Origin of the sequence: Lentzea sp. NPDC042327, assembly GCF_040647275.1 — a bacterium.
Classification (GTDB): Bacteria; Actinomycetota; Actinomycetes; order Mycobacteriales; family Pseudonocardiaceae; genus Lentzea.
Genome location: NZ_JBEZBX010000006.1, coordinates 447,898 through 462,213 on the forward strand (window position 1 = coordinate 447,898; position 14,316 = coordinate 462,213).

General features: G+C 73.2%; 16 protein-coding genes and 1 rRNA gene. 1 reads left to right on the forward strand and 16 read right to left on the reverse strand.

The features are described from left to right. Positions 1-99: 99 nt before the first annotated feature. A complete protein-coding gene (locus AB0A63_RS19000) occupies positions 100-720 on the reverse strand; it encodes a class I SAM-dependent methyltransferase (RefSeq protein WP_360392622.1) in 621 nt (206 codons plus the stop codon). Positions 721-799: 79 nt separating this feature from the next. Here AB0A63_RS19000 and AB0A63_RS19005 point away from each other — a divergent pair, with 79 nt between their 5' ends. Beyond that, positions 800-1,483 (forward strand): hypothetical protein, encoded by a 684-nt coding sequence (locus AB0A63_RS19005; RefSeq protein ID WP_360392624.1) that lies wholly within the window; start codon positions 800-802, stop codon positions 1,481-1,483. Here the strand turns inward: AB0A63_RS19005 and AB0A63_RS19010 are convergent. The 15 genes from AB0A63_RS19010 to rrf form a co-directional block, all read right to left on the reverse strand. Beyond that, positions 1,480-2,418: a copper transporter gene (locus tag AB0A63_RS19010; RefSeq protein ID WP_360392626.1), complete on the reverse strand. Its 939-nt coding sequence runs from the start codon at positions 2,416-2,418 to the stop codon at positions 1,480-1,482. The genes AB0A63_RS19005 and AB0A63_RS19010 overlap by 4 nt on opposite strands. Beyond that, positions 2,415-3,599 (reverse strand): putative cytokinetic ring protein SteA, encoded by a 1,185-nt coding sequence (gene steA / locus AB0A63_RS19015; RefSeq protein ID WP_360392628.1) that lies wholly within the window; start codon positions 3,597-3,599, stop codon positions 2,415-2,417. The genes AB0A63_RS19010 and steA overlap by 4 nt, the downstream gene beginning before the upstream one ends. A gap of 63 nt (positions 3,600-3,662) precedes the next feature. Beyond that, complete coding sequence (locus AB0A63_RS19020; RefSeq protein WP_360392631.1) at positions 3,663-4,103, reverse strand: hypothetical protein; 441 nt, start codon at positions 4,101-4,103, stop codon at positions 3,663-3,665. Then, positions 4,100-4,534 carry a hypothetical protein gene (locus AB0A63_RS19025; protein WP_360392634.1) on the reverse strand — a complete coding sequence of 145 codons (435 nt, stop codon included), beginning with the start codon at positions 4,532-4,534 and terminating at the stop codon, positions 4,100-4,102. Before AB0A63_RS19025 ends, AB0A63_RS19020 begins: the two co-directional genes overlap by 4 nt. Beyond that, on the reverse strand, positions 4,531-5,091 hold the full coding sequence (locus AB0A63_RS19030) for a hypothetical protein (protein WP_360392636.1): 561 nt from the start codon (positions 5,089-5,091) through the stop codon (positions 4,531-4,533). Before AB0A63_RS19030 ends, AB0A63_RS19025 begins: the two co-directional genes overlap by 4 nt. Beyond that, a complete protein-coding gene (locus AB0A63_RS19035) occupies positions 5,084-5,638 on the reverse strand; it encodes a hypothetical protein (RefSeq protein ID WP_360392639.1) in 555 nt (184 codons plus the stop codon). Before AB0A63_RS19035 ends, AB0A63_RS19030 begins: the two co-directional genes overlap by 8 nt. Further along, positions 5,631-6,221, reverse strand: coding sequence for a hypothetical protein (locus AB0A63_RS19040; protein WP_360392642.1), 591 nt, complete (start codon positions 6,219-6,221; stop codon positions 5,631-5,633). Before AB0A63_RS19040 ends, AB0A63_RS19035 begins: the two co-directional genes overlap by 8 nt. Next, complete coding sequence (locus tag AB0A63_RS19045; RefSeq protein WP_360392645.1) at positions 6,214-6,810, reverse strand: hypothetical protein; 597 nt, start codon at positions 6,808-6,810, stop codon at positions 6,214-6,216. The genes AB0A63_RS19040 and AB0A63_RS19045 overlap by 8 nt, the downstream gene beginning before the upstream one ends. Positions 6,811-6,987: 177 nt before the next feature. Beyond that, complete coding sequence (gene recN / locus AB0A63_RS19050) at positions 6,988-8,769, reverse strand: DNA repair protein RecN (RefSeq protein WP_360392648.1); 1,782 nt, start codon at positions 8,767-8,769, stop codon at positions 6,988-6,990. Positions 8,770-8,864: 95 nt separating this feature from the next. After that, positions 8,865-9,755, reverse strand: a complete 891-nt coding sequence (locus AB0A63_RS19055) for an NAD kinase (RefSeq protein WP_360392651.1) — start codon at positions 9,753-9,755, stop codon at positions 8,865-8,867. After that, complete coding sequence (locus AB0A63_RS19060) at positions 9,755-10,549, reverse strand: TlyA family RNA methyltransferase (RefSeq protein WP_360392654.1); 795 nt, start codon at positions 10,547-10,549, stop codon at positions 9,755-9,757. The genes AB0A63_RS19055 and AB0A63_RS19060 overlap by 1 nt, the downstream gene beginning before the upstream one ends. Positions 10,550-10,555: 6 nt before the next feature. Then, positions 10,556-10,768 (reverse strand): hypothetical protein, encoded by a 213-nt coding sequence (locus AB0A63_RS19065; protein ID WP_360392657.1) that lies wholly within the window; start codon positions 10,766-10,768, stop codon positions 10,556-10,558. Then, complete coding sequence (locus AB0A63_RS19070) at positions 10,728-11,522, reverse strand: HAD-IIA family hydrolase (protein ID WP_360392660.1); 795 nt, start codon at positions 11,520-11,522, stop codon at positions 10,728-10,730. Before AB0A63_RS19070 ends, AB0A63_RS19065 begins: the two co-directional genes overlap by 41 nt. Then, positions 11,519-14,134 carry a hypothetical protein gene (locus AB0A63_RS19075; RefSeq protein WP_360392663.1) on the reverse strand — a complete coding sequence of 872 codons (2,616 nt, stop codon included), beginning with the start codon at positions 14,132-14,134 and terminating at the stop codon, positions 11,519-11,521. Before AB0A63_RS19075 ends, AB0A63_RS19070 begins: the two co-directional genes overlap by 4 nt. Positions 14,135-14,224: 90 nt before the next feature. Beyond that, positions 14,225-14,316, reverse strand: a 5S ribosomal RNA gene (rrf, locus tag AB0A63_RS19080); the annotation flags it as partial.

Below are 14,316 nucleotides of genomic sequence, written 5' to 3' on the forward strand. Positions count from 1 at the left end.
CCCTATCCACGGGCCATAACGCTAACACGCCGCCGGTCACTCAGCGCACCACGACCCGGCAGATCACATCACCCGATCGGCGCAGCGCGTGGACCGGCTTCATCCCTGCCTGCGTGCGAGCAGGAAACCGGACCGGAACCGCTCGCCGTCGTGCGGTGCCCGCTCCAGCCGTCCGACCTCGGCGAACCCGGTCTGCCCCAGCAGCTCCGCCATCGCGGCAGGGGCCCACTCCCACGCCGGGGCGACCCTGTGGTCGACCTCCCGCGGCAGCGGATCGTCACCGGCGAGGTACCCGAGCAGCAGCACACCACCCGGTGAAAGCACCCGATGGAGGTCCGCGATGGCAACCGGGAGTTGCGGTGGCGGCAGGTGGATCGTCGAGAACAGCGCCAGCACCCCGCCGAGCGCGCCGTCGGCGACCTCCAGCGCCGGCATCGCCCCCTGCTCGAACCGCAGGTGCGGCCGGTCCGCGCGGGCCAGGGCGACCATCTCCGCCGACGGGTCGATGCCGAACACCTCCGGCCCGAGCGCCCGCAGGTGCGCCGTCACGTGACCGGGCCCGCAGCCGACGTCGGCGACCGGGCCGCCGTCGTGGGCGAGCACGAGCTCGGCGAACGCGGCCAGCAGCGCGCGTTCCAGCGGGAGGGTGTCGAGCACGTCGCGGAACAGCTCGGCGTAGAGCGGCGCGACGGCGTCGTAGGCGGCACCGGTTGCGGTCACGGCGGAAACCGCAGCCCTTCGCGGTGCGGGATTTCCCGAACCACCGGCGACGGGCCGCGCGATCGGGAATCGTGGTGCCGTGACCTTCGACGTGGTGGGAGCGGCGGCCAGGGCGGTGCGGAACCGCGCGGCCGCCTGGCGGTTCATCGAAGGGTTCGCGGCCTGGTGGGCCGAGCCGATCGAGGCGCAGGACGGCTGGAGCAACGCGGACCTCGACGCCGCGGAGGCCCGGCTGGGCGTGCGGATACCGGCGGCGTTGCGCGAGGCCTACGCGTTGTTCGGCAAGCGCCCCGACCTGACCAGCAACCAGGACCGGCTGCTGCTGCCCGCGGAGCTGCGCATGGAGGGCGACGTGCTGGTGTTCCGCGACGAGAACCAGTGGGTGGCGGCCTGGGGCACGACCGCGCGGGACGAGGACCCGGCGGTGCTGATCAAGCTGGACCTGGTCGACAAGTCCGAGGAGACCTGGGACCCCTGGCTGCCGCGGCTGTCGCACGCGTGCGTGGAGCTGGTGCTGTCGGAGGCGTTGTTCCGCGACGGCGCCCAGACGGCCGACAGGGAGATGTCCGAGGCGGACACCTCCCTGCTGGAGCGCGAGTTCGAGCTGTTGCCGTTGCACAGCCCGAACACCCGGTGGTTCGGCACCGACGACGTGCTCATCCGCGAGGACGACCGGCAGTGGCTGTGGGCGCGTGCCCGCACGCCCCGCGCGCTGGACGAGCTGCTCGCGGTGCTGCCGGGCGACTGGACGACCGAGTACTAGCTCGCGTTTCCCGGCGAGGACGCCTCGGCGTTGCCCGCCACCCCGTAGCGGCCCGCGCGGCCTTCGAGCTGTTCGTGCAGCGCCAGCACGACGACGACCCGGCCGGCCGAGGTGTCCGAGTTGTCGACGGTGGACAGGACGGACGTGGCGTTGGTGTCCGCGCGCACCACGCCGAGGGCGCCGGTGCCGTTGGCGGACCCGTTCGCACCGGCCAGGACGACGCCCGCTCCGGAGCGGTCGAGCTGGGTGGCGAACCGCGCGATCGTGGAGGCCCGGTCCGCTGCCGAGTCGCCGAGCGCCGCACCGCCGGTCAGCACGACGGCGAGCTGTGCGGGCTTCACGCTGGAGGTGGCCTTCACGAAGCCCGCGTTGGAGAGCCCGGCGAGCGCCGCCGCGGCCTCGTCCGGGGTCGCCTGCGGCTGGTTGCTGGTGGGGTTGAGCAGCAGCAACGCGCCGAACAGGCCACCGGCGCGGGTGCCGGGGTCGCCGGCGGTCGGCAGCTGCGAGCCGGCGGGTTGCAGGCGGGCGACGAGCTCGCGGAGCTGGTCGGCGCGGGACGGGTCGGCGAACGCGTCGGTCAGCTGGACCTCACCGGTGACGGTGGCACCGGCGGACTTCAGCAGCCCGCTCAGCGCGTCGCGGTCGGAGGGGCGGGCGTCCGAGGTGGTCACCAGCACGACCGTGCGGTCGGTCAGCCGGTCCTTCACCGCGAGTGGCCCGACCGACGCGGCGAACTCGTCGGCGTCGGTCAGCTTGGCGTTCACCGCGTTGCGGTCGTTCTGCAGGTCGTTCACCTGCTGTGCCAACGAGTTCTTCTCGTCGCTCAGCCCGGACAGCAGTCTGCCGCTGATCGCGGTGGACCCCAGCACGACGCCCACCGCCAGCGCGAGGAACACGGCGGTGATCGAAACTATGTGGTAGCGCAGCGTGATCACGAGAAGAACCCCTTGAACCAGTTGACGACGGAGTGCCAGCCGTCGACCACGATGTCGACGTAGACGTGACCGACGCCGGAGACCGCCAGCGCCGCGGCCATGGCGGCGATCGCGGCGGCCACCAGCAGGGTGATCACGCCCAACGACACCCGGCTGCGGTGCAGGGTCGCGACGGCCTCCCCGTCGACGAGCTTGCTGCCGAGCTTCAGCCGGGTGAGGAACGTGGAGGGGTTGGACCCGGAGTGCCCGCGGTCGAGGAACTCGCGCAGCGTCGCGCGCAGCCCCACCGTCACGACGAGGGACGCGCCGTGCGCCTCGGCCAGCAGCAGGGCGAGGTCCTCGGCGTTGCCGGACGCGGGGAAGGTCACCGCGCCGATGCCGAGGTCCTGGATGCGTTGCAGGCCGGGCGCGTGGCCGTCGGTCTGCGCCGGCACGACCACCTCGGTGGCCGCGCGCAGCGACGCGGTGCCGATGCCGTCGGGGTCGCCGACGACGATGTCCGGTGCGAGGCCCGCGTCGTGCAGCGTGTCCGCGCCGGTGTCGACCCCGATCAGCACCGGCCGGTACTCGCGGATGTACTTCTTGAGCTTGCGCAGCTCCTCGGCGTGCGAGGGGCCGCCGGCGACGACGAGCACCTGCCGGTCGCGCATCGGGACGTACACCTCGGGCACGCCGACGCCGTCGAGGACGAGCGCGCGTTCCCGGCGCAGGAACTCGATGGTGTTGGCGGAGAACGCCTCCAGCTGTGCCGACATGCCGGCCTTCGCCTCGATCATGGCGTCGGCGATGCTTTCCGCGTTCTGCTCGATCCCCGTCGCGAGCTCGCGTTCACCCGCGTACACGACCCCTTCGTGCAGGCGGATCTTCGTGCCTTCCCTGATCTCGCGCAGGGCGGTCGCGCCGACGTTGTCGATGAGCGGAATGCCCGCCTCGATCAGCAGTTCCGGGCCCAGGTTGGGAAAGCGCCCGGAAATGGACGGCGATGCGTTCACGACGCCCACCACCTCCGCGGCGACGAGGGCCTCCGCGGTGCGCCGGTCGAGGTCGACCAGGTCGAACACGGCCACGTCCCCGGGGCTGACCCGCCGCACCAGGTCGCTCACGCGCCGATCCACCCGCGCGACGCCGGTGACACCGGGAAGTTGGTGGTTGGTGCGGTTCAGCAACCCGGAAAGCTTCATGAGCCGATAGTGACTCACGTTGCGCACGGGACAGGTGAGGCACGCCGGGCCTTTTCCCGCCGCTCAGTCGTCGGGGTGAACCACTACGGCCCCAAACGCGACGACAACAGCGGCCAGCAGCACCCAGGTGCCCGTTCCGAAGCCCGCTTCCAGACCGGGGTCGATGGTGATGTTGCCCGTTTTGTGAAAGCTGATGGCGTTCACCAAATACACGAACAACATTCCTGTGGTTCCGGCGAGCGCGGCCGCCCCTGCGAACGCGAACCTCCGCAGGAAGACACCGGCGAGGAGCACCAGCGCCGCGGCGGCGACGGGGATGCCGAACAGCGGCCCGTGCGGGTCGGTCACCTCACCGAACTGCGTGCGCCAGCCGGTCGTGACGAACTCGGTCTGCGGCTGGTCGGGTGCGAGCCGGATCCGCAGCTCCGACAGCGGCAGGAACGTCGCGACGACCGCCATCGCCGCCGCGAGCACGACGAGCCCGGTCTTGAGGATCTTCCTCACGCCACCGCCTCCCGTTGTGCCGCAACGGCACCGACGAGCGCCACGACCGTGCCGACGGCCAGGAACAGCAGCCCGTAGCCGAGCGCGAAGTCGCCCTGCTGGTCCCCGGCGTGCCCGCGTTCCGAGACGACCAGCGCCACCACGACCGCGACCGCCCCGGCTTGGCCGAGCGCGCCCGCGAGCGCCGCCCAGCGCACCTTCACCCCGGCGACGAGCAGCGCCACCGTGGCGGCGACCGGGATGCCGTACCAGGGCGAGAGGTCACCGGCCGGCCAGTCGCCCGGCTTGTTCACGACCTCCGTGCCCCAGGCCCGCACCACCACCTCGACGCCACCGGCGTAGGTGGTCGAGTACCACGGCAGCACCAGCGCTCCCGCCGTCAGCACCACCCCCACCGCGATCAACGCGATCGCCGTCGGTCGTCCGATCACCGAGCCTCCTGTTGTCCGACCGCGATCCCGAACGGCGGTGTGTCGTCGTCCGCCCCCAGCGGTTCCGGTTCCGGCGCCGGGCGCTGGGCCAGCACCGCACCGGCCAGGCCTGCCACCGCCGCCGCCACCAGCAGCGGGAAACCGGGCAGGAGGTGCTGTTCGTAGTGCCAGGGCGACGAGGCGATGAGGGCGTTCGCCAGTTCCGCGCGGCGCAGCACGCCGACCGCGAACGTCAGCACGAGCCCGGCGAACACCCCGGCCGCGACCAGCACCGCCGGCCGTGCCACGGCGGCGGTCCTGCCCTCCCGCAGCGTGCACACCACCGCCACCACCATGAGCACCGCGGCGACCACGATCGGCAGGCCCTCGGAGAACACGCCGCCGTCCGGGAGCGGCGAGGGCGCACTCGACCGCGTGCCCCACAACGAGGTGGTGGACGTGATGACGATCTGCTGCGAGACCTCCGTCTCGACGAACACGTCCCTGGTGGCACCGGCTCCGGCCAGTGCCCCGCCCAGCACCACGAGCAGCGCGGCGGTCCTCCGGCGGTCAGTCACCCCGGCGCTCCACTGGCAGGGCGATGCCGAAGGGCGGTGTCGCGTCGTCCGCGACCGGCTCTGCCGCGTGCGGCCGTTGCGCGAGCACCGCGCCGGCCAGCCCGGCGAGCGTTCCCGCGACCAGCAGGTAGAAGCCGGGCAGGGCGGTCTGCGCGTACCGGTAGTCGGAGCTCGCCTCGAACGCGTTCGCGACCTGCAGCTGGTGCAGCGTCTCGACGACGAACAGCAGCAGCACGCCGGCGAGCGCTCCGGCACCGGCCAGGGTCGCGAGGCGCGCCGCCCCGGCGACCTTCGCACCGGCGAGCGTGCCCAGCGCGGCCACCACCATCACCGCGGCGGCGGCCACGACGGGCCATCCGGGGTCCGCCGCGATGTCGAACACCGGGTAGCCCGGCGCGTCGGTCCTCCGCTCCCACAGCGAGACGACCTGGGTGAAGGTGCGCCCCTCGCCCACGAACCGGTGGCCGAGCACGTCGAGGAAGCAGGCGGCGCCGGTGAGCACCCCGCCCAGCACCACGACCCCGGCGGCGATCCGGCGGTCAGTCACCGCGCGCCTCCCCGGTGGTGGGGAAGGCGATCCCGAACGGCGGCGTGTCGTCGTCGGTGAACTGGTGCACCACCACCGCGTCGTCCGCCGGCGGCTCCGTGCGCGGCCGCGGCCTCTGGGCGAGCACCGCGCCCACCAGACCGGCCGCCGCCGCCAGCACCAGCAGGTGGAAGCCGGAGTCGAAGTGGTAGGCGAACCCGGTGGCGGCCTCGAAGGCGTTGTTCATCTCCTCCTCGCGCAGCACCCCGACCCCGTAGGCCACCACGACCCCGAGGAACGCGGCCGCCGCGGCGAGCGCGACGACGCGGGCGGGCTGGACGCCCCGGCCCCGGCGGAGGGCGAGCAGCCCGGCCACCACCGTGAGCGCGGCGGTGAACAACACCGGTGCGCCGACGTTCAGCAGCGGGCTGATCTCGTGGCCGTCCGGCAGCGGTACCGAGCCCTCCCACAGCGAGCCGCTGAACGCGAACGAGTCGACCGGCGACGTGTGCATCGCCGTGTACATGGGCAGCTGGTTGCCGACCCCCACCAGCACCCCGCACAGGACCAGCAGCAGAGCGGCCGGCCTCCCCCGGTCAGTCACGTCGCTGCTCCTGCTCGCTCTTCGTCTCCACCACCACCGGGAACCCGTAGGGCGGTGTGTCCTCGTCGTCGCCCTCGACCTGGTGGATCACCACACCGTCCGCGGGCCGCTCCGCCCGGTGCCACGGCAGCTCCTGGTGCAGCAAAGCCGCCACGACCCCCACCCCCGCGGCAACGAGCAGCACCGTGATCCCGTTGCCCCGCACCACGTCCAGCGGCACGGGCACGGTCAGCTCCGCCAGCCGCCGCACGACCTGCTGCACCTGGTTGAGCGCCAGCCAGGCCAGCCCCACCAGCGCCCCGGCCCCGAGCAACGACCCGAGCCGCGCCACCGGCTGCCGGAACGACAGCACCGCAGACAACGCCATCACCACGGCCGCCGCGAGCGCCGGCCACCCGTAGTCGATCGGCGCCAGCATCAGCGACCCGCGGAAGTCGTCGTGCTCGATCCCCCACGTCGTCGCCTCGAACCGCAACGTGCGGTTCGCGAACTCCGTCTCCACCGAATACCCGACCAGGAACGTGGCGGCCACCGCCAGCCCCGCGGCCACGAGCACCAGCACCGCCCCGAACACCCGGCGCGTGGTCACATCCGGTCCACCTTCCACCGCACCACCGTGTGCGTCCGCTGACCGGGCATCGGTCACGTTCTCACCATCATGCCCAACCAGCGGGGGTTCAGCGCGGTTCGGCACCCGCGCGGCCCACCCGCCGGACCCGCGCGACCGCGTCCCCACCGAGCCCGCGGTGCCCCGGCCCGCGCCGGCTCAGGACTTCTTCTTCCGCCTCCGCACCACCGGAGCCGCCGACTTGTCGGCGTTCGCCGCCGCCAGCAGCTCTTCCGCGTGGGCGCGGCCGGTGTCGGTCGAGTCCATGCCCGCGAGCATGCGCGCCAGCTCCACCACCCGCTGCGTCTCGTCGAGCCTGCGGACCGCGGAGCGGGTGAAGCGGCCGTCGGCCGACTTGTCCACGACGAGGTGGCGGTCGGCGAACGCGGCCACCTGCGGGAGGTGGGTGACGACGATGACCTGGTGCGAACGGGCCAGGCGGGCGAGGCGGCGGCCCACCTCGACGGCCGCACGGCCGCCGACGCCCGCGTCGACCTCGTCGAAGACGAGGGTCGGGACCGGGTCGGAGTGCGACAGCACGACCTCGAGGGCCAGCATCACGCGGGACAGCTCACCGCCGGAGGCGCCCTTGTGCACGGGCAGTGCGGGGGCACCGGGGTGCGAGATCAGGCGCAGCTCGACCTCGTCGACGCCCGAGGAGCCGGCGTGCAGGATCGAGCGGCCCACGGGCAGTGCCTGCGGGTCGCCGGACTCGGCGTGGCGGGGGCGGACCGCGAGCTCGACCGAGGCGTGCGGCATGGCGAGGCCGTCGAGCTCCTCGGTGACGGCCTTGCCCAGCTCCAGCGCGGCCTCGGTGCGGGCGGCGGTGACCTGGGCGGCGAGCACGCCGAGCTCCGCCGCCAGCTCGTCGCGGCGCTTGGCCAGCCCGGCCAGCGCGTCCTCGGAGGTGTCGAGGCCGTTCAGGCGCGAGCGGGCATCGGCGGCCCAGGCGATCACGCCGTCGACGTCGGCGGCGTACTTGCGGGTCAGCGCCTTCAGCTCGGCCTGGCGCTGCAGCACCTGCTCCAGGCGGCCTGGGTCGGCGTCGAGGTGGTCGAGGTAGCCGGAGATCTCCGCGCCGACGTCGGCGAGCAGCGTCGCCGCCTCCACCAGCCGCGGTTCCATCTCGCGCAGCCGCGGGTCGTCCGACGTGGACAGGCGGCGGGCGGCCTCGGAGATCAGGCCGAGCGCACCGGGGTTGTCCGGGTCGCCCTCCAGCGATCCGGACACCGCGAACTGGGCACCGGACGCGGCCTCGCGCAGCTGGTCGGCGTCGGCCAGGCGGCGGGCCTCGTCGTGCAGCTCCTGCTCCTCGCCCGGCTTGGGGTCGACCGCGTCGATCTCGGTCAGGCCGTGCCGCAGCAGGTCGGCCTCGCGGGCCAGCTCACGGGAGCGTTCGGTGCGTTCGCGCAGTTCAGAAGCGACCTTCAGCCACTCGTCGCGGATGCGCCGGTACTCGCGCAACGGCTCGGCCACGTCGTCGCCCGCGAAGCGGTCCAGCACACCGCGCTGCTCGGTCGGGCGCATGAGCCGCAGCTGGTCGTTCTGGCCGTGCACGGCGATCAGCTGCTCCGCCAGCTCGGACAGCACGCCGACGGGCACGGACCGGCCACCGACGTGTGCGCGCGAACGACCGTCCGCACCCACGGTGCGGATGGCGATCAGCGAGCCGTCCTCGTCCGCCTCGCCGCCGACCTCCTCGGCGACCTTGGCCGCCGGGCTGCCCGCCGGGGCCTGGAAACGGCCCTCCACCACGGCTTTGTCGGACCCGGTGCGAACCCGGGACGCCTCCGCACGGCCTCCGCCGAGCAGGTGCAACCCGGTCACGACCATGGTCTTGCCAGCACCCGTCTCACCGGTGACGACGGTGAATCCGGGGTCGAGCTCGAGGGTGGCCTCTTCAATCACGCCAAGGCCATTGATGCGCATCTCGGCCAGCACAGGGCGAACCTTACTTGTCGGGTCCGACAGTTCGGGGTGGGGCGTACCTCTGGGGGCACCATGACGAGCCGGTGCCGGCGCACCGAGCGGCGCGGTCAACCTGCCGATGGTCCCCGCCACCCCTTGACCGGCAGGTTGAACTTCTCCACCAGCCGGTCGGTGAACGGGGCGTGGCGCAGCCGCACGACCTTGAGCGGCACCTCGCCCTCCACGACCTCGATCCGGGCGCCGGCGGGCAGCTCGAACGTGCGCCGCCCGTCGGCGGACAACGCCGCCGGGTGCCCGGTGGCCTCGATCTCGAACGCCACGTGCGACTTCGGCGAGACGACCAGCGGCCGTGCGAACAGCGCGTGCGCGTTGCTCGGCACCACCAGGATCGCCTGCACGTCCGGCCACACGACCGGCCCGCCCGCGGAGAACGCGTAGGCGGTCGACCCGGTCGGCGTCGCGCAGAGCACGCCGTCGCAGCCGAACGCCGACACCGGCCGGCCGTCGACCTCGACGACGACCTCCAGGATGCGTTCGCGGATGAGCTTCTCGACGCTGATCTCGTTGAGCGCCCACGTCTTCACGACGACCTCGCCGCCGACGGTGGCGACCAGGTCGAGCGTCATGCGCTCTTCCACGAAGTAGTCGCGTTCGAGGACGTGGCCGATGGCCTCGTGCAGCGCGTCCGAGTCGGCTTCGGCGAGGAACCCGACGCGGCCCAGGTTGACGCCCAGCACCGGCACCCCGGCGGGCCGGGCGAGCTCGGCGCCGCGCAGCAGCGTGCCGTCACCGCCCAGCACCAGCACGAGCTCGGTGCCCTCGGCGGCGTGGTCGTCCGCGGGCACGACCTTGGTGCAGCACGACGGCCCGAGGTCGCGGGCCTCGTCGTCGAGCACCCTGGTCGTGACGCCGCCGACGGCGAGCCGGCCCGCGACCTGACGGGCGAGATCGATGTTGCTCTGGTGACCGGTGTGGACGACCAGCAGGACTTCCCTCATCAGGGCCCTTCTTCGACGGCGGTGCGCACCATCTCCGCGGGGTCGACCGGGTCGCCCCTGCGCAGCCAGAGGAAGTACTCGACGTTGCCGGACGGGCCGGGCAGCGGGCTCGCGACGACCCCGTGCACGGCCAGTCCGAGCCCGGCCGCCGCACTGGTCACGTCGAGCACGGCCGCGGCACGCAGCGCGGGGTCGCGCACGACGCCACCGGAGCCGAGGCGTTCCTTGCCGACCTCGAACTGCGGTTTGACCATCGGCAGCAGGTCGCCTTCCTCGTCGAGGCACGCGGCCAGTGCGGGGAGCACAAGCCTCAACGAGATGAACGAGAGATCGGCCACCACGAGTTCAACCCGGCCGCCGATGTCCTCGGGCGTGAGGGTGCGGACGTTGGTCTTGTCCTTGACCACGACCCGGTCGTCGGTCTGCAGCTTCCAGTCGAGCAGACCCCTGCCGACGTCGGCCGCGACGACCTGCCGCGCACCGCCGCGCAGCAGCACGTCGGTGAAACCGCCAGTGGATGCGCCCGCGTCCAGGCACCGCTTGCCCGTCGGGTCGATCTTGAAGCCCTCGAGCGCGCCGATCAGCTTGTGCGCGCCCCGGGACGCCCAGTTCGGGTCGTTGCCGAGGTCTCTGACGACCACCGCGTCGGAGGTCTCCACCGCGGTCGCCGGTTTGGTGGCGACGGTGCCGCGCACCGTCACACGCCCGTCGGCGACGAGCTGGCTGGCGTGCTCACGGGACCGGGCGAGCCCCCTGCGCACGAGTTCGGCGTCGAGCCGCACCCTGCGTGGCACTGTGCATCACACCTTGTCGATGCTCGACAGTGCTTCGGTGAGCGTGGCGTGCACGGCGTCGAACCTCGCCACGTGCTCGGCCAGCGGCACCGTCTCGAGCCCGTCGAGCCGCTCCAGCGCGCCGTTGATGGCGTCGGCCGGGTTGGGCGGCGGTCCGGGCAGGGGGTAGCTCACGCCCCTACGGTAGCCGATGCAAGACCGACAGGTCCGCGCCGACATACGTGGGGCGCTGGTCTTCCGGAAGCGCTTGCGCCTCCTGCTCCGTCGACACGCCCGTGAGCACGAGCAGCGAGTCCATGCCCGCGTTCACCGCGCCCAGGATGTCGGTGTCGAGCCGGTCGCCGATGACCAGCGGCCGGTGGGCACCCAGGTCCTTCGCCGCCTGCTGCAGCAGCGGGGTGGCGGGCTTGCCGGCCACGAGCGGCTCGGCGTCGGTGGCGGCCTTGAGCGCCGCGACGAGGCTGCCGTTGCCGGGCAGCAGGCCGCGTTCGGTGGGCAGCGTCACGTCGACGTTGCAGGCCACCCACAGCGCGCCGCCGCGGATGGCCACGGCGGCCTCGGCCAGCTCACGCCAGCCGAGGTCCGTGCTGAGGCCCTGCAGCACCGCGGTGGCGTGCTCCGCGGTGTCCACGGGGGTGAGCCCGCGCTTCAGCACCTCGGCCTGGAGGGCCTCGGTGCCGAGCACGAGCACGTTCGTCCGCGCGGGCAGGCGTTCGGCCAGCATGGCCGCGCCCGCCTGGGCCGACGTGCTCACCTCGTCGATGCTCGTGTCGAACCCGAGCTCGACGAGGTGGTCGGCCACCGCCTGCGGTGAGCGGGAGGCGTTGTTGGTGACGTACCGGATCCCGACGCCCTTGGCCCTCGCCTGCGCGACGGCTTCCGCTGCGCCCGGCACTGCCTCGGACCCGCGGTAAACGGTGCCGTCGAGGTCGATCAGCAACGCGTCGTACCGGTCCACCAACGTTTCGCTCACTGCTGTCCGATCTCCTCGGGGGAGGGGTCCTGCGTCAGCTCGAACGCGCGCTCGGCGGCGTCGGTCTCCCCTTCGTCGTCGGCCTCGGCGGCGTTGAGGAACCACTTGACGGCTTCCTCGATGCGGCCGGCCGCGGCCAGGTTGTCGGCGTAAGCGTAGAAGAGCCGCGCCGAGTACGGGGTGCGCTGGCCGGGGTCGAGGTCCGGCCCCTGCAACGCCACCACGGCCGCCTCGAACTGACCCATGTCGCGACGGGCACCGGCCGCGACGATGCGCAGCTCGATCTCGTCCTCCTGGCTCAGCTCCTTGGCCGACGGGTCCTTCGCGAGGTCGATGGCCCGCTCCGGCCGCCCGAGGGCGCGCTCGCAGTCGGCCATGATCGCGAGGTGGCCGGGACCGGCCATCATCCGGCGCGCGGCGCGCAGCTCGCTGAGCGCCTCCGCCCACTCGTCGGCGAAGTACGCGGTGAGACCGGCGGCCTCGCGCACCACACCGACCCGCGCCGCCTTGCTGCGCGCGTACCGGGCGTGCTCCAGCGCCAGCTCGGGCTCCTCGTCGATCAGCAGCCCGGCCGCGGCCAGGTGCCGTCCGACGATCTCCGCGAGCCCCTTGGGGAGGCTGCGGAGCTCGGCCTTGATCTCCGGGTCGAGCAGGGAGAGGTCGGCCTCCTCCGGCAGCTCGGGACGCCCGCCGCGGGGACCGCTCGGCGCCTCGTCCCGGTCGTCGCGCTCGGCGGCGGTGCTGCCGGTGTCGCTGTTGCCGGTCGTGACGTCGGCGGTGCTGCCGGTCGTGCTCTCGGGCGTGCCGGTCGTGCTGTCGTCGCGAGGCTCGGCGTCGGCCGGCTCGGCGGCCGCGATGTCCTCGGCGGCGGTGTCGTCGCTGTCGGCCTTCTCGGCGTCGACGGCGGGCGCTGTGGTGTCAGCGGTGTCGGCGTCGTCGGCGACCGAGTCGTCGGCGTCGGACTGGCCGCGGGCAGCGGCGCGCGAGGCGGCCGCACCGTCACCGAGCCGGTAGCCGGCGCGGGCGGGGGTGGCCTCGGCATCGGAGGTCACGTCCTCGGCGGAGTTCGCCTCGGCCGTCGGCTCCTGGTCGGCGATCCGCTCCTGGAAGCGGGCCGCACGCTCACGGCTGCGCTCGTCGCGGCGGTCGTCGCGCTGGGGCGCCTCGGACCGGTCGTCCAAGTGGTACCCGCCACGGCCGCCACGGTCAGCGCGGTCGTCGGACCGGTTCCCGCGGTAGCCACCCCGGTCGCCGTCCTTGCGGAAGCCCGGACGGTCGTCCGACCGGTTGCCCCGGTACCCACCCCGGTCACCGGAGTCGTTGCCCCGGTAGCCGCCGCGGTCGTCACGGCGGTCGCTGCCGCGGTCGTCGGAGCGGTTGCCCCGGTACCCGCCGCGGTCGCCGGAGTCGTTGCCGCGGTAACCCGGACGGTCGCCGTCCTTGCGGAAACCACCGCGGTCGGAGGACCGGTCGTCACGGCGGTACCCGCCGCGGTCGCCCGAGTCGTTGCCTCGGTAGCCGCCCCGGTCGCCATCCTTGCGGAAGCTCGGACGGTCGTCGGAACGGTTGCCGCGATATCCGCCGCGGTCGCCGGAGTCGCTGCTGCGGTAGCTGCTGCGCTCGCCGTCCTTGCGGAAGGCGGGACGGTCGTCGGAGCGGTTGCCGCGGTACCCGCCGCGGTCGCCGGAGTCGTTGCCCCGGTAACCCGGACGGTCGCCGCCGCGGTCGCTGGAACGGTCATCACGACGGAACCCGCCGCGGTCGCCACCGGAGCGGTCGTCACGGCGGAACCCGCCGCGCTCGCCGGAGCCTTCCTTGCGGTAGCCGCCGCGGTCGCCGGAGCTCTCGCCGCGGTAGCCGGGACGGTCGCCCGAGGAGCGGTGGCCACCGCGCTCGTTCGAGTCGCCGCGGTACCCGGGACGCGAGCCGCGGTCGCTGGAACGGTCGTCGCGGCGGAAACCACCGCGGTCGCCAGAGTCGTTGCCGCGGTAGCCGCCGCGCTCGCCGTCCTTGCGGAAACCCGGACGGTCGTCGGAACGGTTGCCGCGGTACCCACCCCGGTCACCGGAGTCGTTGCCCCGGTAACCCGGACGGTCGCCGGTGCGGGACCCGCGGTCGCTGGACGAGCGGTAGCCGCCGCGGTCATTCGAGTCGCCGCCGCGGTAGCCGGGGCGGTCGCCAGAGGAACGGGAGCCGCCGCGGTCACCGGAGTCGCTGCTGCGGTAGCTCGGACGGTCGCCGTCCTTGCGGAAGCCGCCGCGGTCGGAAGAGCGGTCGTTGGACCGGTAACCACCGCGGTCGCCGGCACCTTCCTTGCGGTACCCGCCGCGGTCGGACGAGTCCTTGCCGCGGTAGCCGGGGCGGTCGCCGCCGCTGCGGTCCGAGCGGTACCCACCGCGGTCGGACGAGCTGCCGGCGCGGTTGTCTCGACGGTCGCCGCTCTGGTTGCGGTCGCCGGAGCCCTCACCACGCTGGTACCCACCGCGGTCGTCGCGGCGGTCGTTGCTGCTGAACTTGCGGTCGCCTGCTGAGTGGCCACCATCGGCGGAACGGCGCGGTCGGTCTCCCTGGCCACGCTGACGGTCGCCGGGACGATCCCCGAACCTTGACACCAAATCCTCCTACTAGAGACACGCTGAAAGGGGCTTGTGAGCGAGCACTTTAGTTGTGCCCCGCATCACAAGCCCCTTTCAGGGAAGTAAGTTCGGCGGCGACCTACTCTCCCACACCGTAACCAGTGCAGTACCATCGGCGCAGAAGGGCTTAACTACCGGGTTCGGAATGGGACCGGGTG

What these genes read in the sequence shown, in the direction of transcription:
- steA (WP_360392628.1), bottom strand. Translation starts at nt 3,599, where the DNA reads ATGAAGCTTTCCGGGTTGCTGAACCGCACCAACCACCAACTTCCCGGT.
- AB0A63_RS19055 (WP_360392651.1), bottom strand. Translation starts at nt 9,755, where the DNA reads ATGAGGGAAGTCCTGCTGGTCGTCCACACCGGTCACCAGAGCAACATC.
- AB0A63_RS19065 (WP_360392657.1), bottom strand. Translation starts at nt 10,768, where the DNA reads ATGTCGGCGCGGACCTGTCGGTCTTGCATCGGCTACCGTAGGGGCGTG.